Raw genomic sequence first — 24,259 nt, 5'->3', positions numbered from 1 at the left:
ATTCAATTTGTTTATCTGTTTTATTTTAACTGTGTAATCCGCATTCTTTTTTAGAAGTATCTTCCCACCACCATCTTCCGGCTCTGAAATCGTCTCCTTCTTTAATCGCTCTGGTACAGGGAGCACAACCAATGCTTACAAATCCTTTGTCGTGTAACACATTATACGGGATGGCGTTTTGGGTGACATATTCCTTTACTTCCTCCGTGGTCCAGTGCAGTAACGGATTGAATTTATACAGCTGGTATTGTTCGTCCCACTGTACTATTTCCAGGCTGTTCCGGTTTGGGGAATGTTCGGCTCTCAATCCGGTGATCCAGACTTCCGCATCTTTCAAGGCTCTTTTTAAGGGTTCCACTTTCCGGATGTGGCAGCATTGCTTCCGGAGTTCGATACTTTCATAAAAAGGGTTGATCCCTTTTTCGGTTACAAATGTTTCCAGGTTGGCAGCATCCGGGTAATAGGTTTTTATTTTTTTACCGTATTGCAATATTGTCTTATCCCAGGTGGCATAGGTTTCCTGGAACAGTCTGCCCGTATCCAGCGTGAAAACCGTTATGTTGGGCAATTGCTGTGAAAAGATAGCATCGGTGATTAGCTGGTCTTCAATACCGAAACTGGTAGAAAAAACAATCTTTCCGGTGATGTTTTCAGACAGGAATTTCAGGCTTTCGGCAATGTTCTTCCCTTGTTTTAGCGTATTAATTATCGTTTCGTTCATTGTTTGTTTTGTTTGCAATCGTGATAAATGGGTATAAAAAAAGCCTCTTGAATTCAAGAGGCTTCTATTACGGAATACTATTTTTTACAGCAAATAGTATGACAGACGGCCTCTTGCGAAATTTCGCATACAACACATCATCATCATACAAGCTGCAGATGCTGTTCGTAATGTTGTTATAGCCGTTGTCGTGTTCATCTTTATTTTATTTTGTGTTTTTAGAAAAATTAAGCGTAAAAAAAAACTCCTCAATTGCCTGAGGAGTTTTACTGATATTGGAAATGTTTTATTGACATTAACGAATAGCAGGTACCTCCTCATAAACTGAGCAGCACATACACATCGCCATACATAAAACCTGATTTTTCATTTTTTTATTCTGTTTTGAACACTGCAAACTTATAACATTTTTTAATTACGCTCCAAATAAAAAATATTTTTTGAAATAAATTTTTCTCAAAAGGAATCTCAAAAACAGTCTTTTTCATTTGAAAAACGTATAAAAATCAGCTTTTAGCGTCTATTTTCATAAATTTTCCTTTAACAAAATTTTAATCGATTTCTTTCCGGTTGTCTTCGTTAAAAGTATCAATATTCTTTACATCCGGATCGATTTCCAATACAGCCGGCTGTTTCGAAACGATTATTTTACCCTGAACCTTATCCTTTTTTAATGCAAAAGGATAAACTGTGAGCACTCCGGCTGTGTCATTGCATGCATGTAAATGTTCCTCTTTCCGGCATAAAGCTGAACCGCAATAATGTTCATCTTTTCTTTGTATAACGGTAGTTCGTTTTGGACTTAGGCTAAAATTTTGGGATATATACCGAATTCCTTTGCTCAGGATAAAAAAACAGACCATAAAAAAATACCATTCTTGTTTTTATTTTTACATTTGTAACACAAATACGGCAATGATGTCTGCCTTGAACCGCCTTAAAAAGCTGATGACGTCTATTGAATGGCTTATGCCACTATAGATGCATGTAATCAAGACAATTATGGATAAACACTCTTTTAACCGACACTTTGCCAATTTTCCGCAACTTCCTTTACTGGCTTTTTTATTTCGCTGGCTTTTGCTTGCGGTGATTATCGGTACGATCATCGGTTCCGTCTCGGCTTTTTTCCTGCTTTCATTAGACCGGGTTACCAATTACCGCGAAAATCATGTCTGGATCATTTGTCTGCTGCCCATAGCCGGATTGCTTATCGGGCTGAGTTATCATTATCTGGGCGAAAGTGTTGTTAAGGGCAATAACCTGCTATTGGAAGAGTTTCATTCCCCTAAAAAGATCATCCCGTTCCGGATGGCGCCTTTGGTTTTGTTCGGCACTTTAATGACCCATCTTTTTGGCGGTTCTGCCGGCCGTGAAGGAACAGCTGTACAAATGGGCGGTGCCATTGCCGACCAGTTTTCCCGTTGGTTTTCACTGAATAACGATGACCGGAAAATCATCCTCATTATGGGAATCAGTGCCGGATTTGCCTCCGTTTTCGGGACACCGCTTGCCGGAGCTGTTTTTGCTTTGGAAGTAATGGTCCTGGGACGCATCCGCTATGAAGCGATTTTACCAAGTGTATTGGTGGCAGTCATTGCACATTACAGCTGCCTGGCTTGGCATGTGAATCATACGCATTACAGTATTCCCAGCATACCGGAAATGACCGCTTTAAACCTGTTATGGTCGTTATTCGCCGGAATCTTGTTCGGACTGACCGCAATGTTTTTTTCAAAAGCTACTCATTTTTGGGGTACAATTTTTAAAAAGAATATCCCTTTCCCGCCTTTACGTCCGCTGATTGGTGGTCTTGTTATTGCTTTGGCAGTTTACGGCATGGGAACCACAAAATACATTGGTTTGGGTATTCCGACTATCGTTGACGCATTTGACCAGCAGCTGGATTCCTATGATTTTTTATTAAAAATACTGTTTACTTCTTTTACATTAGGTGCCGGGTTTAAAGGCGGTGAAGTCACGCCATTGTTCTTTATCGGTGCCGCTTTGGGCAATGCGCTCTTTTGGTTTGTACCGCTTCCTATAGCGTTATTGGCCGGAATGGGATTTGTTGCAGTGTTTTCCGGAGCAACCAATACGCCTATTGCCTGTACCATCATGGGTATAGAGCTTTTTGGTGTTGACAGCGGTATCTATATTGCCATTGCCTGTGTGGTGGCCTATTTTTTCTCGGGTCATACCGGTATTTACACTTCCCAGATTATTGGCAGTCCCAAACATTTGTACTACCAAAAGCTAAAAGGAAAGCCTTTGTCTGACGTCAAGGATAAGCTTTAAAATGTTATAAAACACACTCTAAACAGTATTTTTGTTATTTTATTTAAAATTCTCTTGCATAAATGAAAATCATTTTTATACCTTTGTAGCACAAATAAAAAACATGAACACAATTTTAAACAATACTTGGTGGTGGAGTAACTTACGTCGAATATCGTGAGCGAAACCTCCTATCTGTATTTTTAAAACCAAAATAGATATAAGGCTTGTCATCACGACAAGCCTTTTTTGTTTTCTAATATTTCTTATTCAAAAATCATGAAAAAATATAAACTACATACTTCATACAAACAAATCCTTGCCGATACGATAACTCCGGTGAGCGTTTACCTGAAAATACGCGATAAGTTTCCCAACAGCCTGCTGCTGGAAAGCAGTGACTATCATGCTAATAACAACAGTTTTTCCTATATCTGCTGTAATCCTGTTGCAAGTATTAAAATTCAGCAGGAAAACATTGTCAAATCCTATCCGGACGGAAGCCTTACAACGGAAGCCATTCAGAAAGAAACCAGTATTCCGGAAGTTATTCAAGCTTTTGCTGCACAGTTTCAAACAGAAAAAAATGCCTTTAAGTTTATCAACAACGGTTTGTTTGGCTATATAGCCTATGATGCCGTTCGCTATTTTGAAGCCGTGGACATCACCAAAAAGCAAGGTGATTTACAGATTCCGGACATTTATTATGCGATATACCAGAACATCATTGCGATCAACCACTTTAACAATGAAGCCTATATTTTCTGCCACAGCACTGAAAACCAGAACAACATATCCGAAATAGAACAGCTGTTGCAGGCTAAAAATTTTGCCAGTTATTCTTTTGCCAAAGAAGGAGAAACCATTTCCAATCTTACCGACGAAGCATTCCAACAAAACGTTGTCATTGCCAAAAAACACTGTTATCGCGGCGATGTGTTCCAGCTGGTATTGTCCCGACGGTTTTCACAGTCCTTCAAAGGCGATGAATTTAATGTATACAGAGCTTTGCGAAACATCAATCCTTCGCCTTATCTTTTCTTTTTTGACTATGGCGATTTCAAAATCATGGGTTCGTCACCGGAAGCGCAGCTGGTTGTTAAGAACAGAAAGGCAGAGATCCATCCCATTGCCGGAACCTTTAAACGGAGCGGAAATGACGAACATGATGCGTTGCTCGCCAAGCAATTATCGGAAGATCCGAAAGAAAACAGTGAGCACGTAATGCTGGTTGATCTTGCCCGAAACGATCTGAGCCGGAACGGACACGGCGTTAAAGTGGAAAAATATAAAGAGATCCAGTTCTTTTCCCATGTGATACACCTGGTTTCCAAAGTAACCGGTAACCTGCAGGACAATGCCACAACGATGCAAACGGTTGCCGATACTTTTCCTGCCGGAACGTTAAGCGGCGCTCCAAAGCACAAAGCCATGCAGCTGATTGAAGAAATTGAAAATATATCCAGAAATTTCTATGGCGGGGCTATTGGTTTTATGGATTTTGACGGTAATTTTAATCACGCAATTATGATCCGTACTTTTTTAAGCAAAAATCATACATTACACTACCAGGCCGGTGCCGGAATTGTATCCGGTTCCGTTGCAGAAAATGAGATGCAGGAAGTGTACAACAAACTGGGAGCACTCAACAAGGCGCTTGATGTAGCGGAAACGATTTAATTAAAAAAGCAATAGAAAAAGGCAAACAGCAACATTTATCAAAAAGACAACCTCATGAAAAAGATATTAGTTATAGACAATTACGATAGTTTTACCTACAATCTGGTACATTATCTGGAAGATTTAGACTGTGAAGTAACGGTTTATCGCAACGATGCGTTTCATATTGAGGAGATCAAAAACTTTGACAAGATCTTACTTTCTCCCGGTCCCGGAATTCCCGATGAAGCAGGACTGTTAAAAGAAGTGATCCGCACCTATGCGCCTACCAAAAGTATTTTGGGTGTCTGCCTCGGTCAGCAGGCTATCGGAGAAGTCTTTGGCGGAAGCCTGATAAACCTGGAAAAAGTGTATCACGGTGTGGCAACACCGGTGACGATAACGGTTGGCGACGAATCCCTGTTTAACGGTTTACCGGAAAATATTGAAGTGGGTCGTTATCACTCCTGGGTTGTTAATCCTGATGATTTCCCGGAAGTACTGGAAATCACCTCTGTGGACGATAGCGGTCAGATCATGTCGCTGCGCCATAAAACATTCGATGTCCGAGGCGTGCAATACCATCCGGAAAGTGTTCTCACCCCGGAAGGAAAAACCATCCTTAAAAACTGGGTAAATAACTAAATAACAAACACATACTACATCAAAAACGATTTGGTTTTAAATTGAAAAATTTGAAGCCCGGCACAACTTATACCTAAAAATCATGAAACAAATATTAAACAGATTAATTAATCAGGAGCTGCTTTCGAAAGAAGAAGCAAAAAACGTACTGGTCAATATCTCAAACGGTTTATACAACCCGAGCCAGATTGCCGGTTTTTTAACGGTCTATATGATGCGTAACATCAGTATTGACGAGCTGGCCGGATTTCGGGAAGCCTTATTGGAGCTTTGCATCCCGGTAGATTTTTCCGCATACAACACTATTGATCTGTGCGGAACCGGCGGTGACGGAAAAGATACTTTTAATATTTCCACCCTGGCTTCTTTTATTGTAGCCGGAACGGGAATAAAAGTCGCCAAACACGGAAACTATGGGGTTTCTTCCATTTCCGGTTCCAGCAATGTCATGGAAAGCCTTGGCATCCGTTTTAGTAACGATACCGGCTTTTTACAGCACTGTATGGAAGAAGCCAATATCAGCATCCTGCATGCACCGCTGTTTCATCCGGCTATGAAAAACGTAGCCCCCATTCGCAAGGAACTGGCCGTAAAAACATTTTTTAACATGCTGGGACCAATGGTTAATCCTTCTTTTCCGAAGAATCAGCTGGTTGGGGTCTTTAACCTGGAATTAGCGCGTATGTATGCCTATTTATACCAGAATACCACGATCAATTTTACCATCCTGAACAGCCTCGACGGCTATGATGAAATATCGTTAACCGGTAATACCAAAGTGATTTCCAAACAGCGGGAGCAAATTTTAAAACCGGAAGATTTCCGCTTACAGCCGTTAAAGGCTGCCGACATTAAAGGCGGAACGACTATTGCAGCATCGGCTCAGCTTTTTATGGATATTATTTCCGGAAAAGGAACCGAGGCCCAGAACAATGTGGTCTGCGCCAATGCCGGTCTGGCGATTGCAACGGTTAACAATCTTACACTACAGGATGGTTTTGAACTGGCTAAGGAAAGCTTAAACAGCGGAAAAGCATTGGATAGCCTGAAAAAATTACAACGTATCAGCAATAATTAAAAGAAAGATGAACATTTTAGATGCTATTATCAGCGACAAACGCCGCGAAGTGGCCTTAAAGAAAACAATAATCCCGGTTTCCCAACTGGAAGCTGCCGCCTTGTTTGAACGCACGCCCCTTTCTTTGAGCCATAATTTAAAAAACAGTACTTCAGGGATAATTGCCGAACACAAGCGGCGGTCGCCTTCAAAGTCGGTTATCAATAACAGCTTTAGTGTTGAAGAAGTCGTTAAAGGTTATGAAAATGCCGGTGCCTGTGGTATTTCCGTTTTGACAGACGGGAAATATTTTGGCGGTTCTTTGGAGGATCTGTTACTGGCAAGGGCTTCGGTAAACCTTCCTTTATTGCGAAAAGAGTTTATTATTGACGAATATCAGATACTGGAAGCGAAAGCTTATGGCGCCGATCTTATTTTATTGATCGCTGCTGTTTTGTCCAGAGCCGAAATCAAAAAGCTCTCCGAATTTGCCCAGCGTTTAGGATTGGAAGTACTGTTGGAAATACACAACCGGGAAGAATTGGAAAAAGCAGTGATGCCGAGCCTGAACATAATTGGGGTGAACAACCGTAACCTGAAAACATTTGAGGTGAGCCTGGATTACAGCAGACAGCTGGCAGCCTTTATTCCGGATGATTTTGTAAAAGTTTCCGAAAGCGGGATCAGTACCGTTCAAGCCGTTCACGCCCTGCAACCTTATGGTTATAAAGGCTATCTGATTGGTGAAAACTTTATGAAAAGTAATGATTCAGGTAAAGCCTGTAAAGATTTTATAAATCAAATAAATGTAACGGTATGAAAAACAGGATTCAGGTAAAGATCTGCGGCATGAAACATTCCGAAAACATACAGGCAATTGCAGCGTTACAACCGGACTATCTGGGCTTTATTTTCTATGAAAAATCAGCGCGTTATTTCGATGCCGTTGTTCCGGAAATTGCTGGTACAGTTAAAAAAACCGGTGTATTTGTAAATGCGTCAATAGCCGTAATAACGGCAAAAGTGAAGCAATATGATTTACAGGCGGTACAATTGCACGGGGAAGAATCTGCCGACTTCTGTCTGGCACTAAAAGCACTTCCGGGTATTGAAATCATCAAAACATTTTCAATGGATTCCTCTTTTGATTTCAATGTACTCGAAGCTTATAATATGGCATGCGATTACTATTTATTTGATACCAAAGGAAAATTACCCGGCGGAAACGGCTTTGCTTTTGACTGGAACATCCTGCAGCAGTATCCGTCCTCAAAACCATTCTTCCTTAGCGGCGGTATAGGCGTAGCGGATTGGGAAAACATCTCCCTTTTACTGGAAACCGGATTACCGGTTTATGCGATAGATTTCAACAGTAAATTAGAAATGGCACCCGGACTAAAAAACGAAACGCTTTGTGAAGAAGCAATTTTAACGATTAACAATATTACCACATGAAAACAACATATCAGGCAGACGAACAGGGTTATTATGGTGAATTTGGCGGAGCTTTCATACCGGAAATGCTATACCCGAATGTAGTCGAATTACGGGAAAAATACCTGTCGATTATTCAGGAATCTTCTTTTCGCGAAGAATTACAGCAATTACTGAGTGACTATGTAGGTCGTCCTACGCCTTTGTATTTTGCCGAACGGTTATCACAGCAATACAAAACAAAGGTATATTTGAAAAGAGAGGATTTATGCCATACCGGTGCACATAAAATAAACAATACGATCGGGCAGATTTTATTAGCCAAACGATTGGGCAAAACCAGGATCATAGCCGAAACCGGAGCCGGACAGCATGGTGTTGCCACCGCTACCGTTTGTGCTTTAATGGGACTGGAATGTATTGTTTATATGGGGGAAATCGACATTGAACGCCAGGCTCCGAATGTGGCACGGATGAAAATGCTCGGTGCCGAAGTACGTCCGGCAAAATCCGGTTCCAGGACCCTTAAAGATGCTACTAATGAAGCGATCCGTGACTGGATCAATAATCCTGTTGACACTTATTATATCATCGGTTCGGTTGTGGGTCCACATCCGTATCCGGACATGGTTGCCCGTTTTCAGAGCATTATTTCGGAGGAAATCAAAAAGCAGTTATTCGAAAAGGAAGGCACGGAAAATCCGGATTATGTAGTTGCCTGCGTTGGCGGCGGCAGTAACGCAGCCGGTGCTTTTTATCACTTTTTAGCCGATGAAAAGGTTACGTTAATTGCTGTGGAAGCGGCCGGAAAAGGGATCAACTCCGGAGAAAGTGCTGCAACTTCCGCTTTAGGTAAAACCGGTATTATACACGGCAGCAAAACGTTACTGATGCAATCTGAAGACGGACAAATCACGGAGCCCTATTCCATTTCAGCCGGTTTGGATTATCCCGGCGTCGGTCCGTTGCATGCCCATTTGTTTAAAAGCGGCCGCGCAGCATTTGTCGCGGTAACCGATGATGAAGCCATGCAATCCGGATTGAATTTGTGTAAAACGGAAGGTATTATTCCGGCAATTGAAAGTGCCCACGCCCTTGCCGTTTTGGAACAGCAACAATTTAAAGAAGACAATATCGTTGTGATTAACCTGTCCGGTCGCGGCGATAAGGATTTAAACACCTATATAGGATATTTTGGATATTAGAGAATATTAGAGGTAGGATTTTAGATATATGATATTAGAAGTATGAAATTTGATTTATAGAAAACCCCCTTGCCTCTTGCTTCTTGCTTCTTGCCTCTTGCTTCTTGCCTCTTGCTTCTTGCTTCAAACCTCACATAACAACCCTCAAAAATCAAAAACCGTATCTAACAATGAATCGCATCAATATAAAACTTCAGGAAGACAAAAAAATATTGTCTATATACTTTACAGCGGGTTATCCGAATCGCAACGACACTGTTTCCATTATTGAAAATCTGGAAAAAAGCGGTGTTGACATGATTGAAATCGGATTGCCTTTTAGTGATCCCTTAGCCGACGGGCCAACAATTCAAGCCAGTTCCACACAGGCACTGGAAAACGGCATGACAACCAATTTACTGTTTGAACAGCTAAAAGACATTCGGAAAACAGTACAGATTCCGTTATTGATTATGGGCTATTTCAATCCTATTCTACAATATGGCGTTGAAAAATTCTGTGAAAAATGTGCCGAAATCGGCATTGACGGTTTGATCATTCCGGATCTTCCGGTGACCGTTTTTGATCAGGATTACAAAGCCGTTTTCGAGAAAAACGGACTGATCAATATTTTTTTAATAACACCTCAAACATCGGTTGAGCGCATCGAATACATCGACAGTATTTCAAACGGATTTATTTATATGGTGAGCAGTGCCAGTGTAACCGGAAGCCAGAATGCTTTTGGCACGGAACAAAAAGATTACTTTGAAAGAATCGCCAGAATGAAGTTGAAAAATCCGCAGATTGTCGGTTTCGGAATCAGTAATTCCGAAACGTTTTCGGAGGCTGTCAGACATCAAAAAGGTGCCATTATCGGCAGTGCTTTCGTCAATTACCTTAACCACAACAAAATAGACGGCATTGAAAGTTTTATTAAAAGTATCATTTAACTAATGCATTACAAAATACTGAATTAAAACAAATTAGCGAATAGCTATCGATTTTATTTATGATTCCGGATAAGCTTTTATCCGGTTGTAAAAGAGCAGTTTTTCGTTTGAAAAACTGTTCTTGCTTTTAGCGCAGTTGCGGTGGGTAAAAGTATAAAAAAGTTGGAATATGTGCAGCACTTAAAACAAATTATTTCCGTCATTCTGCCCTGCCCTTTTTGTTTTATTTTCAAGGCTATAGCCTGTAATTTCTTTCTACAATCATAGGAACAGCGTAGCATCAGCCTCTTTTTAATTTAGTTAAAATAACGTTAAATTAAAACTAAACAAACGTTTAATTTAAACAAGTGTTTAATTTTACAGTCTCATTTTAACAATGTAAATGATGTCTGATTTTAACGATAAACAACAGGAGATTCTGTCGGTAGCAGAACGGTTGTTTTCCGAACATGGTTTTGACGGCACTTCCGTCAGAGACATTGCCAAAGAAGCGAACATTAACGTTGCCATGATATCTTACTATTTTGGCTCCAAAGAAAAACTACTGGAAGCTTTAATCATTGGAAGAATAGCAGGCTTGCGTCTGCAAATCGAAAACCTGTATAAAGAAGCACTTACTCCTTTTGAAAAGATTGACAAGCTAATCGAGCTATACATTACCCGCATCAATAAAAATAAAGGGATGTATCAGATCATTCACTTTGAGATCAGCTCGAAGAAACGGGAAATTAACTGCGAATCCTTTAATGAGGTTAAACGATACAATCTTGAAGCGCTAAAAGACATTATCAGAGAAGGTCAGGATTTAGGACAGTTTAAAAAGGATATTAATGTTACTCTGATTCCTCCAACCATCATGGGTACCTATTTTCATTTCCAGATGAATAAAACTTTTTATGCCGAACTATTAGGTCTTGACACCGATGATAAATACGACCACTACATCAAAAATGATTTAACAAAACACATTCAGAAAACAATTAAAGCACTTTTAACCTATGAAGAATAGTTCCATCTGGTTGGGAGCCTTCTTCCTTTTTGGCGTTTTCACTTCTGAAGCTCAGGAGAAAAAGAAAATGTCATTGGATGAAGCGATACAACTGGCTATGACACAAAGTACCGAAGCAAAATTAGCCGACACCAAAGTCGCTACAAAGGAATTTGAAATGCAAACGGTCAAAAATCGTCAGTACCCTGATTTAAAAATCAGCGGTCAATACCAACGATTAACGAACGCCGACGTCAAGCTAAAACTTGGAGGAAGCGGAGAAGAATCGGGAGCTGCACCAAAAGTGAATCAGTTAATGTTAGGACAAGCTAGTGCTTCCCTACCCCTTTTTGCCGGATTTAAAATCCAGAACAACATCAAAGCTGCAGAAAACCTTTATCAGGCGGAGCAATATACTGCTAAGAATACAAAAGAGCAGCTGGCACTGGATGTTGTAAAATTGTATGTAAACCTTTTTAAAGCGCAGGAAAGCACATCTTTAATTGCCGAAAACATTAAAAGTGCCGAGCAACGTGTAAAAGATTTTACAGCAATGGAACAAAACGGACTGATTGCCCGTAATGATTTATTAAAAGCACAATTACAGGTTTCGAACTACAAAATTGCCCTGGAAGAAGCGAAAAAAAATGTCAGCACGGTGAATTATCAGCTGATTACACTTTTAAAACTGGCCGAAGGCACACAAGTTGTTCCGAATGAAGCGGTTTTTGAAAAAAATGCTTCTTTTAACGCGAGTGTGGACGAAGCTTTAACCGGAAGAAATGACCTTGAAGCCATGCGTTCGCAACACAAAGCTGCCGAAACGAATGTTAAGGTTGCCAAAGGGAGCTACTACCCTTCTATTTCACTGATGGGCGGTTATATTGCTTTGGATCTGCAAAATGTGATGACGGTAACCAATGCGATGAATTTTGGTGTTGGTGTTTCCTATGACTTGTCTTCTATTTTCAAAAACGGAAAAGAAGTAAAAGCCGCCAAAAGCAAAGCGCATGAGGCAGAACAGGCTGTAGAGATCATGACCGACCGCGTAAAAGTGGAAACACAACAGGCAAATGAAAACTACCAGCTGGCAATCAAACAAAACAAAGTATACCAGGAAGCCGTAGAACAGGCTACCGAAAATTACCGTATTGTAAAAGACAAATACGACAACGGTCTTTCGGATACCAATGATTTGCTGGAAGCCGATGTAGAACAGCTGCAATCCAAAATAAACCTGGCCTTTTCGAAAGCCAACAGTATTGAAAAATACTATGATGCTTTAGCAGCCAGCGGAAAATTAACAGCAACAGCAACCCTTACCAAAAACTAATACTAATTTCTTTAAGATCATGGAAAAGAAACCATCTAATAAAAAATTCATAATCATTCTGGGCTCCTTAGTTGTTTTAGGAACTGTTTACGGAATCTTTAAATATATGCATGCACAGGCTCACGAAGAAACTGATGATGCTCAAATTGAAAAAAACATGAACCCTATTATACCAAGAGTATCGGGTTATGTAGCCAAAGTTTATGTAAAAGACAATGACTTTGTAAAAAAAGGAGATACTTTATTTGTAATCGACAATAAAGATTATTTAGTAAAAGTGGAAGAAGCCAAAGCGGCATTAGCGAGTGCTGAAAGTTCATTGGAAGTAAGCAAAGCCGATGTTAGTGCTTCTGCTGCCAATATTTCTATTTCCGATGCGACAATCCAGTCGAATGTAGGAAACATTGATGCTGCTAAAATCCGTTACGGAAGAGCGAAAAACGATTTCGAGCGTTACGAGAATCTTTACAAAAATCATTCGATAACAAAACAACAGTATGAGCAGGCTTTAGCAGCCAAACAAGAGGCCGAAAAAGAAGTTGAAGTTTTACAACAGCAACGCAATGCCAGTGCACACCAACGTGATGCTGTGGTTTCTAAAACAACTGTTGCCAACAAACAGACTTCTGTTGCCGCTGCCAATATTAAAAGAGCACAGGCGGTTCTTGATGCTGCAGCCTTAAATTTAGGTTACACTGTAGTTACAGCAGCTATTGACGGACAGGTTTCAAGCATTGATATCCAGCCGGGACAAATGGTACAACCGGGACAGGCATTGTTCTATATCATTAACAACCAGGAAACCTGGGTTGTGGCTAATTTTAAAGAAACACAGCTTAACAAAATGAGAGCCGGACAAAAAGTAATCATTGAAGTAGATGCCTACCCTGATTATAAATTTGAAGGGGAAATCAATTCGTTTTCACCGGCTACCGGAGCCCGTTTTTCAATCCTGCCTCCGGATAATGCTACCGGAAACTTTGTAAAAACCATTCAGCGTTTACCTGTAAAAATCAAATTAACAGGAAATAACGATGCCGAAAAAGTAAAATTATTACGTCCGGGAATGAACGTAGAAGTGGACGTACATATAAAATAATATGGAAGCAGCAGGAGAAGATAATTTAGTAGAATATGGCTTTAGAAGAGTCATTATCACAATCACTGCCGTACTTTGTGCGCTGCTGGAGATTGTCGATACTACTATCGTAAACGTAGCCCTAAACGACATGAGAGGAAGTTTAGGGGCTACTCTGACCGATGTTGCCTGGGTAATTACCGCTTATGCCATTGCTAACGTAATCGTTATTCCAATGACCAGCTGGTTGTCCCAGCAATTCGGACGCAGAAACTATTTCGCCGCATCCATTATTATCTTTACCGTTTCCTCTTTCCTTTGTGGTAATGCGACTAATATCTGGGAGCTTGTTGCTTTCCGTTTCATCCAGGGTATGGGTGGTGGTGCGCTGCTAGTAACAGCACAAACCATTATTACGGAGAGTTATCCCGTTGCAAAACGAGGAATGGCACAGGCTATTTATGGAATGGGTGTGATTGTAGGGCCAACATTAGGTCCGCCGTTAGGAGGTTATTTAGTAGATAATTTTTCATGGCCGTATATTTTCTATATCAATATTCCGTTGGGAATCATTGCTACCGTATTGACCCTTTCATTCGTGAAAAGCCCTAAATACGGTGAGAAACTAAAAGCCAGCCAGGTAGACTGGTGGGGAATTGTATTTCTGGCCTCTTTTATCGGTTCGCTTCAGTTTGTACTGGAACACGGACAACAGGATGACTGGTTTGCCGATAATCTGATTGTTACATTAAGTATTGTATCGTTCTTTGGATTGCTTTTATTTATCTGGCGACAGTTAACCTACAAACATCCTATTGTTAATTTAAGAGTACTGCAGGATCGTAATTTGCGTGTGGGAACCATCATGTGTTTTATATTAGGTTTCGGATTATACGGTTCCACCTTTATCATTCCGATCTATACCCAGTCTGTACTGGGATGGACGGCAACCGATGCCGGATTATTACTGATTCCGAGTTCGATCATGACCGGGATTATGATGCCGATTATCGGTAAGCTGATTCAGCGCGGTGTACCGCAATCCTATATGGTTGCTGTTGGTTTTATGTTATTCTTTGGTTTTACCTTCTGGATGCATAATGTCATCACTCCCGATACCGGAACCGAACATATGTTCTGGCCATTGATATTGCGTGGTGTTGGTTTAGGTTTACTGTTTGTTCCGATTACCACTCTGGCACTTTCCACCCTGAAAGGGAAAAGCATTGGTGAAGGAGCCGCTTTTACCGGAATGATGCGACAATTGGGCGGTTCATTCGGTATTGCCATTATAACCACTTTTATTGCCCGCTTTACACAAGGGCACCGCGTGGATTTAATTGCCAACCTGGATGGTGCCAAATTTGAAGTACAGCAACGTATTCAGCAATTACAGGCCGGATTCATGTCCAAAGGATTCAGCAGCAGTGAAGCGCTTAACAAAGCACATCAGGCTATTGATTATTCCGTTATGAAACAGGCGACTGTATTATCCTATATGGACGTATTTATGTATCTGGGCATCCTGTTTCTGGTTTGTGTACCCTTTGTACTCTTAATCCGAAAAGGTTCCGGAAAAGTAGACATGTCAAATGTTCACTAATTTTAATTAAGGTTATTTAATTTGTTGTAGAAAACGCTGGATTATATTTCCAGCGTTTTTTATTGGCATATTATCATTGCGTTATAAAATAAATTTCCCTTTTTATTTTCAAAAAAACACCGTACCTTTATATCACATCAAATCATTGATTTTAAAATAGTTATACACAACAAAAAACTATTACTATGGGATTATTTAGCAACTCAGAAAAAAAGATTCTTGAAGAATTCAGCAAAAAGAGTGAAGATCGTTGTAATGATATTGAGAAAGAGATAAATGAACTATTAGACGATTTAAAATCCGATTATGAACAAAATCGCGAGGTTGTTTATGAATTCAAAAACTATATTGAGGAACTGAAGCAGAAGTTAAGCCCTGACGATGTTTCCAGACTGATGGATTTTTCGATCCGCCTAACGGGAATAAAGCGTTGTGCTAAAAAAGGTGTCGAAGCTTTGCGGGAATTATCACGCGACCAGCGCAAAATGACCCGTGAAACACTCCGCGATTATGAGGAGTATTTTTATATGCATTAATCCAGAATGAACATTTATAAAAAAAGAACCCCGTTTTAAAACGGGGTTCTTTTATTTCTTACAGTCCACTTTTGTGAGCGGCATATTCGAATTGAATACTAATTTAGACCTGTTTTTAAAAGCTACAGCGCTCTCATGCTCTTCCACTTCTCCATATCCTTCAATTAAGGTTTTATCCTTTATCAGAAAAGCGACTTCTCTTTTACTTTCCACACCTTCCGAAGTGAAGGTATACATGGCAATTAAAGTATCGCCTTTAACGGTTCCTTCAAAAGTTCCTTTATTGGCATCTTTTTCACTAAATGCATATTCCAGATCGCCTTTAACTGTAGTTGTATTGTCTTTTTTAAGGCGCATATAAATTGTATTGCCGTCTTTTTTATAGGCATAACAATCTTCCTGGACAGTCGGAACCATTGAAATATCTTTATCTTCAATTTTTTCTCTGGTTGCCTCTTTTTTACAGCCTGTTGCTGCTATCGCTACTAATGCTAAGAGGATTAATCTGCTTTTCATACCTGCTCTCCTTTACAATTAGTCTATTTTTTTTATAAATCGCATCGCTACAATATCATCCATCAGTAAAACCAGTTTTCCGTCTGGTGTGACATCATATTTGTTTATTTTTTGCAGCATGTCCAAAAAGCGTTTTTCTCCTTCTCCTTCACAGAAACGCATGGTCATCGCTTTGGGTGCTTCAATTTTAATAAAATCAGGATCTTTAGCCGTATAGTTTGTCGAAAACGGGTTACAGCTTGTATTTCCGTTTACTTCCTGTGTTTTTTGATTAAATGAAAGCTGCGGCTTTTGTTCCGGATACAGGCCTTCAAAAGCAATTCTGACGCCGGTTATATATTCCAGCTGCCAGCTGTTACCGGTCATTTTATCGTAAGCAGTCGCCTTTTTCGTTGCGGTACACGCTCCAAGCACTAAAACCAAGGCCATAGCCAGGGTAAATGATAGTTTTTTCATAGGGACATAGTTTTGGTTGACTAAATTTACGAAAATTCTGTTTAAATCACTTACAAGTACCTAATTTATACCGATTTAATATTAACGTGTAAAAACCAGGGTATGCCCTTTGCTCAGGTTCGCATCATATTGATATCCTTCATAATTAAAGCCTTTCAGGTCTTCAATGGTTTCGGCATTGTTTTCAATAATATAACGCACCATCATTCCTCTCGCCTTTTTGGCAAAGAAGCTGATCATTTTAAGTTTGCCGTCTTTATAGTCTTTAAACTCCGGAGTGATCACCGGTACTTTCAAGGCTTTTTTGTCGATGGCAGAAAAGTATTCGTTACTCGCCAGATTGATGAATAATTCGTCTTTTTTCAGCTCGGCATTCAAGGCTTTGGTAAGCTTTGTTTTCCAGAATTCATACAGATCTTTGCTTTTTCCTATTGGCAGTCTGGTTCCCATTTCCAGTCGGTATGGCTGGATCAGGTCCAATGGTTTCAGTAAACCGTATAAACCGGACAGGATCCTGAGTTTGTTCTGCAATACTTCCAGTTTTTCCTCCGGAAGCGAATAGGCATCCAGTCCGATATAAACATCACCATTAAAAGCATATACCGCCGGACGGGCATTTTCGGGTGTAAACGGGGTTGCCCATTCCTGATTGCGCTGCCAGTTTAAATCGGCTAATTTTTCAGAAATAGCCATCAATTCCGAAAGTTCTTTTGGTTTCTTTTTCTTCAGTACTTTATGAACCGTATTGGCTTCTTTTAAAAAATTTCCTTCGGTATATTGTTTTGTGGGTAACTGCGTTTCAAAATCTAATGATTTGGCTGGTGATATTACAATTTTCATGGCTTACTTTTTAGGATGCTCAAAAATACAAATTCCGGTGCTAAAACGCTATACGATAAAATGGATTGTTTCGATTTCAGTATTGGTAAAATCGATTTTAGTTCCGGAATCAGCTATCCCTCTCAAACATAACATCTATCCATTGATACCGGTTTATATAGGGGTGGTTGAGCCTTACCATGACCACGATGAGTAATAAGAACGGAACTTCTGTAATGGCCTCCCAGAGATTTTCTTCCAGCAGGTTAAAACAGATGATCAGAAAGGTCATCGAAGCCGTTATCAGATTCCCGATTATATAGGTTTGCGGTATCAGTATTAAACCGGCACAGGCAACCGCCAGCATCCCTAACATCATAATCCCATCATTCGAAAAGCCCAATTCCAGAAAAAATGATGCTGTGGCAGTATCTTCCGTCATTATTGCCATACCAGACCACAGGTTTTTCAGTACAACAAATAAAACCATCACTATATGCAGTCCTTTTAATACCGTGTGTTTCATATACTTTCTTTTTAACGTCAGTTATCGACGCTGCAAAATTGGTACAAACACCTGGCAAAAACTGCACTAAAAAGTTATAAAAATCACACAATAAGACAAAATACCGTTTTAAAATAACAAAATATCTTTACTCTTATTCTTTTTTAAGATCATCAGACGGATGATTACCGGTATAACGGTGGTATTGTGCAGCAAAATAATTCAGTCGGTTGTAGCCTAATGTGAGCATCACCGCCGATAAAGTAGTATGAGCGCCGCTTTTCAGTAATTCCTGTGCCAGCAGCATTTTCTCCCGGATATAAAACTTATTCGGAGCATCAAGATAGACTTCTTTAAATAGCGCTTTATATTTTGAGACGGACATTCCTGCTATATCCGATAAAAAATCAAGCCCCGGAAATGGTTCGAGTACATTATTCATTAAATATTCTTTGGTTACCGACAGGGCTTTTACATCACTTTCCGTTATCCGGTTAATCGTTTTCAGATTGGCATAACGGTCCATAAATTTGGCCAGCAGTTTAAAGGCCACTCCTCTCAGGTACAGATCGTAAGCCGGATCGGAAAAGGATTTATTTTTGATGCGGTGCATGATGACTTTGCTTTTACTGTCTACATGGTCGTAAAAATACAGGGTCTTTTCCGGATTCTTTTTTCCTTTACCGGTTCCGCTTTTCATTGGAAAATCCAGTATTTTTTTAGCCACCAGCAAACGAATTGCAAAAACGCGTTCTCCGACAACCGGTTCAAAAACATTGCTGATCCTGTTATCAATAACTCCCAGTCCCAAAATAGACCGGTACCCGATTTTATGTTTTTCGTCGTTGATTTTCATCACATTCATTTCATCGCTAAAGTCGTAATGAATGATATAAAAGTCTTCTTCCGAACGATCCCTCCGAATCCGGACCGGCTGGTTGAATACCAGATCCAGTACCACTACCGATAACCCCGGAGCCACTTCCAGGAAATAGCTTCCGCCTGCTCCTAAATTTTCCGGCTGTACAATCCATTTATTATCAATTAACGGCGCGCCTATTTGTGCCGCAATAGCGAACTGCCAATCCGGTTTCAGGGAATAGGTATGGTTAATTTCTTTCATGAATAGAGTTGTTTCGAATATTCTTTGGGCGACATTCCGAAAAAATCCCTGAATTTTGAGATAAAATAGGAACTGTTGGCAAAATGCAGCGCATCGGCAATCTGCGAAATTGTCAGTTCCTTTTCCTGCAGCAGTGCTCTTGATTTTAAAAGCTTATTATTCAGGAAAAACGTATTGGGCGGAATCCCGGTTATCTTTTTAAAAAGGTTCTTGTATTTGGATTCCGACATGTTAACCTGTGCTGCCAGCAGTTCAATTCCCGGAAATACACTGTCTAAATTTTCAATCAGGAAAGACTGTGATTTTATAATACCGTTCAGGTCGTCCTCATTTACTTTTTCGATGACAATATCGCTGATGGTCATTTTCTCAATATAATCGGCCAAAAGGCTTTGAATGGTTCCCTGCAGATAATACGGAAACGAAAGGCTTTCGAGCTGCTGATTGCGCAAGTCGTTCAAAAGGTGGTAACTTTCACTGCTCATTCGGGTAAACCGGATAATGGTATTTTTTTCGGTATCCATTATTGTATCGACATGCTCCCGCAAAGAAGGGTTGTCTTTAATGTATTCTTTTATCAGGCTCTTTTTAATAAAAATACAAAGGGCAAAGGTATGGCTGTTTTCCTTTACAATATAATCGGAATAGAGCGCTCCGTCAACGATGGCCAGGTTGTAATTCCAACGCCCGATAGGATTGGCAATATCATCGGAAAGCAGGACAGCTTCACCTTCCGTAAGGTTATAATACATCCCGATAAAATCATCGGTCAGGTTTTGTTGGCGGAAATGGATTTCCGTATGGTACACCACATCAATATAGAGTGCTGTTATTTCGGGACCGCAATTCAGGAAGTAACGCTGTCCCGTGTGAATATGCTCCGGAATTATCATAAAATTACCTTCTACTTCCCCTTCCAGCTGCTTCGCAAGCGATTCCACCCAGTCCAATCCAATACCGTAATGATGTGTGATTTTTTTCATCGGCTGTTTCTTTCCTGACTATTTACAGAAAACAAGTTAAGAAAAAATAGGATACCTTTAATTGCCTCCTATCCTATTCCATAACTTTTGCAGTAAAAGCATACCGTCTTTTTTACTTTTGGGTACTTCCCTAACGGTTAATGCTCCGTTTTCCGGTAACAGTTCGTAACTAAAGGCAAATTGCGGATTGTTTTCATCCGGATTCAGTAGTCCGAAACGCAGGTCGTTAAAGTAAAGCTTCCCCCCTTTTTCACTAATGGTGTACCAGCCTTCCGAAATGGCAATCAGCCGGTTTACTGTTGTAGTACCGGAAAGACTTCCTAAAAGCTGATGGTTTTTAGGATAGGCTTTAAAAGTAATGGGCTGGCTGTCAAAGAAAGAATAGTCCCCTATTAAATAGGCATCTGCAGTTTCCACATTGGCAGTCCATAATATGGTATTGAACGGTGACGGTTTGGTTTCCATTTGTGCATATTCAATTTTAGCATCCAATAATGCCTGCCGGAATTTATAATAGGTAATTCCTTTTAGCAGCAGCGTAATTAAAAGATAGCCGGTACTGATCTTTAGTCCTAAAATATTCCATTGGGTACGCTTGTAATCGGTTCGCTCTTTCCGCATTGCGGCAATCAGGCAGATGATAAACGGAACGGTATATAACGGATCAATGACAAAAATTGATTTAAAGGCAAATTTATACGTCGACGGCCATAGCAGCTGCGTTCCCCAGGTGGTGAAGGCATCCAGTAAAGCATGGGTGAACAAGGCCCAAAAGACCAGGCCGGCTCCGTTCATTACGGAAACTTTACTGTCTTTTTCTCTTTTGGATATCAGCCAGCCTAATAAGGGCGACAGCAATAAAAAGAAGAGTATCGAATGACTGAATCCGCGGTGTATGGCTACCGCTGTGACCGGATCGAACAGTTTGCCGACCAGGACATCCAGATCGGGAATTGTTCCGGCAATAGCGCCATACAGCATGGCTCTGTTTCCGATTTTTCTTCCCAGAATCTTTTCGCCAACGGCTGCTCCCAATACTATCTGTGTGAGTGAATCCATAGGGTAAAGATACTGTTAATGGATTTTCTTTACAAACGGAAGCGGGTTATAACGCGTAAAATCTGATTCTTTTTTAATAACTTTATAATCCTTTCTAAATCATATCATCATGCGAAAAACAACAATAATCACCTTTATATCCTTGTTACTGATAGGTTTTACGTCCTGTACTAAAATGGAAAAATCAGCAGCCGGTACTGTTGCATTGGATTATTTTGAAGATACCGGCAGCGGTATAAAAAACGGCGGTGTACAGGTTATTCCGATAACAACACCTAAAGGGACGTTTAATATCTGGACAAAACGGATCGGAAATAATCCGAAGATTAAAGTACTATTGTTAAATGGCGGTCCGGGAGCGACCCATGAATATTTTGAGTGTTTTGAGAGTTTCCTCCCAAAAGAAGGAATTGAGTTTATTTATTACGATCAGTTAGGCTGCAGAAATTCCAGCGCTACCCAGGATACAACGCTTTGGGATCTTCCCCGTTATGTAGAGGAAGTCGAACAGGTTCGGCAGGCATTACAGCTCAATAAGGATAATTTTTATGTGCTGGGACATTCCTGGGGCGGAATTCTGGCCATGGAATATGCGTTAAAATACCAGAACAATCTGAAAGGGCTTATTATTTCCAATATGATGTCGAGTGCTCCGGAATATGATCTCTATGCCAAAAATGTACTGGCTAAAGAGATGGATCCGAAAGTATTGCAGGAAATCCGCAATATTGAAGCCAAAGGAGATTTTAATAATCCGCGTTATATGGAGCTGCTGCTGCCTAATTTCTATACGAAACACGTTTGCAGATTACCGGTAAATGACTGGCCGGAACCAATGAACCGTTCTTTCTCCAAAATAAATCAGTCGTTATATGTAACGATGCAGGGACCCAGCGAGTTTGGAATATCCGGAAAACTGGCAAAATGGGATCGTAAAAAGGATTTGAAAAACATCAGCGTTCCGACTTTGGTTATCGGCGCTCAATATGATACGATGGATCCGAAACACATGGAAGAAATGTCGAAATTATTGCCCAAAGGCAGTTATCTGTTTTGTTCCAACGGGGCACACATGAGTATGTATGATGACCAGAATACTTATTTTAAAGGTTTGGTGGATTTTTTGAAAAAGGGGTGAGTAATTGGTAAAAGGCAATAAGCAAAGGGCAAAGGACAATTGGCAAAGGGCAATGTCGTGCTGATAAATAAAAAGCCTTTCATAGTCATGAAAGGCTTTTTATTATAATCACTGTCTTATATTTATTAGCTTACTTTTTCGCCATCTACATAATCCTGTAAATAACTGAATCGTTCGGTTAGTTTCCCGTTTTCGGTAATTTTAGCGCGGTGCAAGATTCCGTCTTTGTCATTATTATAGAAAGCCGGGATAACGTGTTCCAAAAACATTTCACCAAATCCTTCACTGGCATCTTTTGGCAATTCACAAGGTAAATTATCAACCGCCATTACTACAATAGCACCCGGATGTGTGATCTCTACTTCTTTGTCTTCACTCGGGTAATAACCGTATAAAGGTTCTGCAATCGTGGATGCTCTTAAGGTACAGGCAATAGGCCCTTCCACATCACAGGAAATATCGGCCACGATTTTAATTCTGTTGTCCGGTGCATTCAGCATTTCCCGTGACAAAATTACCGGTGCGCCGTTTCCATAAAAATGTCCGGCCATAAAAATGTCCGATACTTTTGTGAAGCGTTCAAAATCGGATACATAATCCTGAGGGTTGTGGTAAAAATCCTGGTTGTCTAATTGCTGACCGTCTTTGCGTTTGTTATAATCCAAAACGTCAATTTGTGTATAAACCGGTTCCGAGTAATTCTTTGTTAAATAGTCCTCAATGGAAACCTGTTTTATTTTCATACCGTCCAGAATTTCCTTGGCTCCCATTCCTACTTTTCCGTGACCGGTCAGGACAATCTTAATAGGCGGTAAAAAAGGTCTTCTTAAACGTTCAATCAAAGCGGCCTTATCTGCCAGGGTTTCTGCTTTGGGTAAGTTGAATAGTTCGTATTTGATTCCGAATGCTCTAAAACCATTGTAAGCTCCCACAATTCCGGCATATCTTCCGAAACCGATCAGGCGGTGGTTGGTTTCGTTTACAATTGTTTCATGATCGATCAAACGGATATTTTTTTCAAGACAAGCCACTAATAATTTTCGGTTATACGGCTGCTTTTTAATGGTGTGCGAAAAGAAAAAATATTTTTTATCCGGAATCAAAGCATCAACAGGTACTTCCTTTACACCTATTAATACATCACAATCATTCATATTTTCCGTTACTTCGAAGCCTAATGCTGCATATTGGGCATCGGTAAAGATTCTGATATCGGATGATTCTACTTTAATTTCTGTCTGCGGATAAAGTTCTTTTAATTTCAGTAATTCTGCAGGAGAAAAAACAACGCGTCTGTCGGGCGGGTTTTTTCGTTCCTTGATAAGTCCAATTTTCATTTTTATCGTAAGTAGCTTTTGAAAAATTAACATTTAAACAGGTCAAAAACTGTTAATAATGTAACTTCTCAGGGATTGTTTAGTTTGTTTTTAATAAATAGTTCCCAAATGTAACATTTAAAGAATAGTGTTGCAATTATTTTTAATTGAAAATTTAATGATTTATATTTGCGGTCTGGTTTTTGCTATATTCATTATAGTATTTTCCTACTACTTGGGGTCGACTGGTTTTGACAGCGAGTGGAATTGGACAGTAAGCACGTCGAGCGCCGGGACACAGCTCGTAAATATCATGTTTCAAACTTATAAACGGCGAAAATAATTACGCTTTAGCTGCTTAATCCGAATTATAGTACGATTTGCCTAGTTCTCGTTAGACGAGAAAGCTGGATTCCTCTAAAAAGCCTTGGTTTATGGCGTTTTGTTCAGGGGAACCGTAAAAGTAAACCTAGGAACGGTAATGCTTTAAATCCGTTCTGACATTCATAAAGCTAAGCAAAAAGTGGCGGTTTCCGGCCTTGCTTTTTGTCGAAAATTTAATCGGAAACTAAACGTGTAGAAAGCTCTTCGATTGCTTGTTTGGACGAGAGTTCGATTCTCTCCGACTCCACAAAGCCTTGTAAATCAATAATTTACAAGGTTTTTTTTCTTTATAACCCCCTATCAATATAGGCTTTACAGGGGTTCGACATCAAAATTTCTTTTAGACTTTCAAATATCTAATTTACAATATATTAGCAAATTACAAATAGTTTTTTTCATGACGAGTGAAAGGGAATCGAACACCTTGCATGTATTAATCATAAATTGAAACTAATTTCATAGGCTAAGTTTAAACCTATTAAATCCCTTTTC

24 protein-coding genes, 1 other RNA gene and 1 riboswitch are annotated in these 24,259 nt (G+C 40.0%); of the genes, 15 read left to right on the top strand and 10 right to left on the bottom strand.

Features of this window, described 5'->3' with window-relative positions; all coding sequences use genetic code 11:
• Window positions 1–25 precede the first annotated feature (25 nt).
• Window positions 26–721, bottom strand: a complete 696-nt coding sequence (locus tag B3394_RS17540) for a phosphoadenylyl-sulfate reductase (protein WP_286927942.1) — start codon at window positions 719–721, stop codon at window positions 26–28.
• Between the two features lie 551 nt (window positions 722–1,272).
• On the bottom strand, window positions 1,273–1,419 hold the full coding sequence (locus B3394_RS17535) for a hypothetical protein (RefSeq protein ID WP_286927940.1): 147 nt from the start codon (window positions 1,417–1,419) through the stop codon (window positions 1,273–1,275).
• Window positions 1,420–1,623: 204 nt separating this feature from the next.
• A riboswitch (Fluoride riboswitch) is annotated at window positions 1,624–1,686 on the top strand.
• A 37-nt stretch (window positions 1,687–1,723) separates the two neighbouring features.
• Between B3394_RS17535 and B3394_RS17530 the strand changes: the two genes are divergently transcribed.
• The 13 genes from B3394_RS17530 to B3394_RS17470 all read left to right on the top strand — a co-directional run bounded on the left by B3394_RS17530 (window position 1,724) and on the right by B3394_RS17470 (window position 15,468).
• Entirely contained in the window at window positions 1,724–3,019 is a 1,296-nt protein-coding gene (locus B3394_RS17530) for a voltage-gated chloride channel family protein (RefSeq protein WP_286927935.1), read from the top strand.
• 258 nt (window positions 3,020–3,277) lie between these two features.
• Window positions 3,278–4,678 carry an anthranilate synthase component I family protein gene (locus B3394_RS17525; RefSeq protein ID WP_286927898.1) on the top strand — a complete coding sequence of 467 codons (1,401 nt, stop codon included), beginning with the start codon at window positions 3,278–3,280 and terminating at the stop codon, window positions 4,676–4,678.
• 54 nt (window positions 4,679–4,732) lie between these two features.
• Window positions 4,733–5,302: an anthranilate synthase component II gene (locus B3394_RS17520; RefSeq protein WP_273244837.1), complete on the top strand. Its 570-nt coding sequence runs from the start codon at window positions 4,733–4,735 to the stop codon at window positions 5,300–5,302.
• Between the two features lie 82 nt (window positions 5,303–5,384).
• Window positions 5,385–6,380 carry an anthranilate phosphoribosyltransferase gene (gene trpD, locus B3394_RS17515; RefSeq protein ID WP_286927895.1) on the top strand — a complete coding sequence of 332 codons (996 nt, stop codon included), beginning with the start codon at window positions 5,385–5,387 and terminating at the stop codon, window positions 6,378–6,380.
• A 7-nt stretch (window positions 6,381–6,387) separates the two neighbouring features.
• Window positions 6,388–7,179 carry an indole-3-glycerol phosphate synthase TrpC gene (gene trpC, locus B3394_RS17510; protein WP_286927892.1) on the top strand — a complete coding sequence of 264 codons (792 nt, stop codon included), beginning with the start codon at window positions 6,388–6,390 and terminating at the stop codon, window positions 7,177–7,179.
• Complete coding sequence (locus tag B3394_RS17505; protein WP_286927885.1) at window positions 7,176–7,814, top strand: phosphoribosylanthranilate isomerase; 639 nt, start codon at window positions 7,176–7,178, stop codon at window positions 7,812–7,814. The genes trpC and B3394_RS17505 overlap by 4 nt, the downstream gene beginning before the upstream one ends.
• Window positions 7,811–8,998, top strand: a complete 1,188-nt coding sequence (trpB, locus tag B3394_RS17500) for a tryptophan synthase subunit beta (RefSeq protein WP_286927883.1) — start codon at window positions 7,811–7,813, stop codon at window positions 8,996–8,998. The genes B3394_RS17505 and trpB overlap by 4 nt, the downstream gene beginning before the upstream one ends.
• Before the next feature lie 170 nt (window positions 8,999–9,168).
• Window positions 9,169–9,930, top strand: a complete 762-nt coding sequence (gene trpA / locus B3394_RS17495; RefSeq protein ID WP_286927881.1) for a tryptophan synthase subunit alpha — start codon at window positions 9,169–9,171, stop codon at window positions 9,928–9,930.
• Between the two features lie 382 nt (window positions 9,931–10,312).
• Window positions 10,313–10,939, top strand: a complete 627-nt coding sequence (locus B3394_RS17490) for a TetR/AcrR family transcriptional regulator (protein ID WP_349677598.1) — start codon at window positions 10,313–10,315, stop codon at window positions 10,937–10,939.
• Window positions 10,929–12,251, top strand: a complete 1,323-nt coding sequence (locus tag B3394_RS17485) for a TolC family protein (protein WP_273244825.1) — start codon at window positions 10,929–10,931, stop codon at window positions 12,249–12,251. Before B3394_RS17490 ends, B3394_RS17485 begins: the two co-directional genes overlap by 11 nt.
• Before the next feature lie 19 nt (window positions 12,252–12,270).
• Window positions 12,271–13,350 (top strand): HlyD family secretion protein, encoded by a 1,080-nt coding sequence (locus B3394_RS17480; RefSeq protein WP_286927865.1) that lies wholly within the window; start codon window positions 12,271–12,273, stop codon window positions 13,348–13,350.
• A 1-nt stretch (window position 13,351) separates the two neighbouring features.
• A complete protein-coding gene (locus B3394_RS17475) occupies window positions 13,352–14,932 on the top strand; it encodes an MDR family MFS transporter (RefSeq protein ID WP_177734043.1) in 1,581 nt (526 codons plus the stop codon).
• Between the two features lie 185 nt (window positions 14,933–15,117).
• Window positions 15,118–15,468 (top strand): hypothetical protein, encoded by a 351-nt coding sequence (locus B3394_RS17470; RefSeq protein ID WP_177734041.1) that lies wholly within the window; start codon window positions 15,118–15,120, stop codon window positions 15,466–15,468.
• Window positions 15,469–15,519: 51 nt separating this feature from the next.
• Here the strand turns inward: B3394_RS17470 and B3394_RS17465 are convergent, their stop codons facing one another.
• The 7 genes from B3394_RS17465 to B3394_RS17435 all read right to left on the bottom strand — a co-directional run bounded on the left by B3394_RS17465 (window position 15,520) and on the right by B3394_RS17435 (window position 20,929).
• Window positions 15,520–15,984 (bottom strand): hypothetical protein, encoded by a 465-nt coding sequence (locus B3394_RS17465; protein WP_286927857.1) that lies wholly within the window; start codon window positions 15,982–15,984, stop codon window positions 15,520–15,522.
• Window positions 15,985–16,002: 18 nt separating this feature from the next.
• Window positions 16,003–16,440, bottom strand: a complete 438-nt coding sequence (locus B3394_RS17460) for an META domain-containing protein (protein WP_177734038.1) — start codon at window positions 16,438–16,440, stop codon at window positions 16,003–16,005.
• A gap of 81 nt (window positions 16,441–16,521) precedes the next feature.
• Window positions 16,522–17,280: a peroxide stress protein YaaA gene (gene yaaA, locus B3394_RS17455; protein ID WP_286927854.1), complete on the bottom strand. Its 759-nt coding sequence runs from the start codon at window positions 17,278–17,280 to the stop codon at window positions 16,522–16,524.
• Window positions 17,281–17,389: 109 nt separating this feature from the next.
• A complete protein-coding gene (locus tag B3394_RS17450; protein ID WP_177734034.1) occupies window positions 17,390–17,785 on the bottom strand; it encodes a hypothetical protein in 396 nt (131 codons plus the stop codon).
• A 133-nt stretch (window positions 17,786–17,918) separates the two neighbouring features.
• The gene (locus tag B3394_RS17445) at window positions 17,919–18,887 is read right to left on the bottom strand and encodes a helix-turn-helix domain-containing protein (RefSeq protein ID WP_286927846.1); all 969 of its coding nucleotides are present in this window, start codon (window positions 18,885–18,887) and stop codon (window positions 17,919–17,921) included.
• Window positions 18,884–19,870, bottom strand: a complete 987-nt coding sequence (locus B3394_RS17440) for a helix-turn-helix domain-containing protein (protein WP_286927840.1) — start codon at window positions 19,868–19,870, stop codon at window positions 18,884–18,886. Before B3394_RS17440 ends, B3394_RS17445 begins: the two co-directional genes overlap by 4 nt.
• A 57-nt stretch (window positions 19,871–19,927) precedes the next feature.
• Window positions 19,928–20,929, bottom strand: coding sequence for a metal-dependent hydrolase (locus tag B3394_RS17435; RefSeq protein ID WP_286927837.1), 1,002 nt, complete (start codon window positions 20,927–20,929; stop codon window positions 19,928–19,930).
• A gap of 109 nt (window positions 20,930–21,038) precedes the next feature.
• Between B3394_RS17435 and B3394_RS17430 the strand changes: the two genes are divergently transcribed.
• On the top strand, window positions 21,039–22,067 hold the full coding sequence (locus B3394_RS17430; protein ID WP_286927830.1) for a proline iminopeptidase-family hydrolase: 1,029 nt from the start codon (window positions 21,039–21,041) through the stop codon (window positions 22,065–22,067).
• A 125-nt stretch (window positions 22,068–22,192) separates the two neighbouring features.
• On the opposite strand, the gene B3394_RS17425 is transcribed toward B3394_RS17430, so the two are convergent.
• A complete protein-coding gene (locus tag B3394_RS17425; RefSeq protein ID WP_286927824.1) occupies window positions 22,193–23,404 on the bottom strand; it encodes an NAD(P)-dependent oxidoreductase in 1,212 nt (403 codons plus the stop codon).
• 216 nt (window positions 23,405–23,620) lie between these two features.
• On the opposite strand from B3394_RS17425, the gene ssrA reads away from it, so the two are divergent.
• Window positions 23,621–24,017, top strand: a transfer-messenger RNA (tmRNA) gene (gene ssrA / locus B3394_RS17420).
• Window positions 24,018–24,259: the final 242 nt, after the last annotated feature.

Origin of the sequence: Flavobacterium sp. UBA4197 (assembly GCF_002379575.1) — a bacterium.
Classification (GTDB): Bacteria; Bacteroidota; Bacteroidia; order Flavobacteriales; family Flavobacteriaceae; genus Flavobacterium; species Flavobacterium inviolabile.
This window is presented reverse-complemented; position numbering and strand designations above follow the sequence as displayed.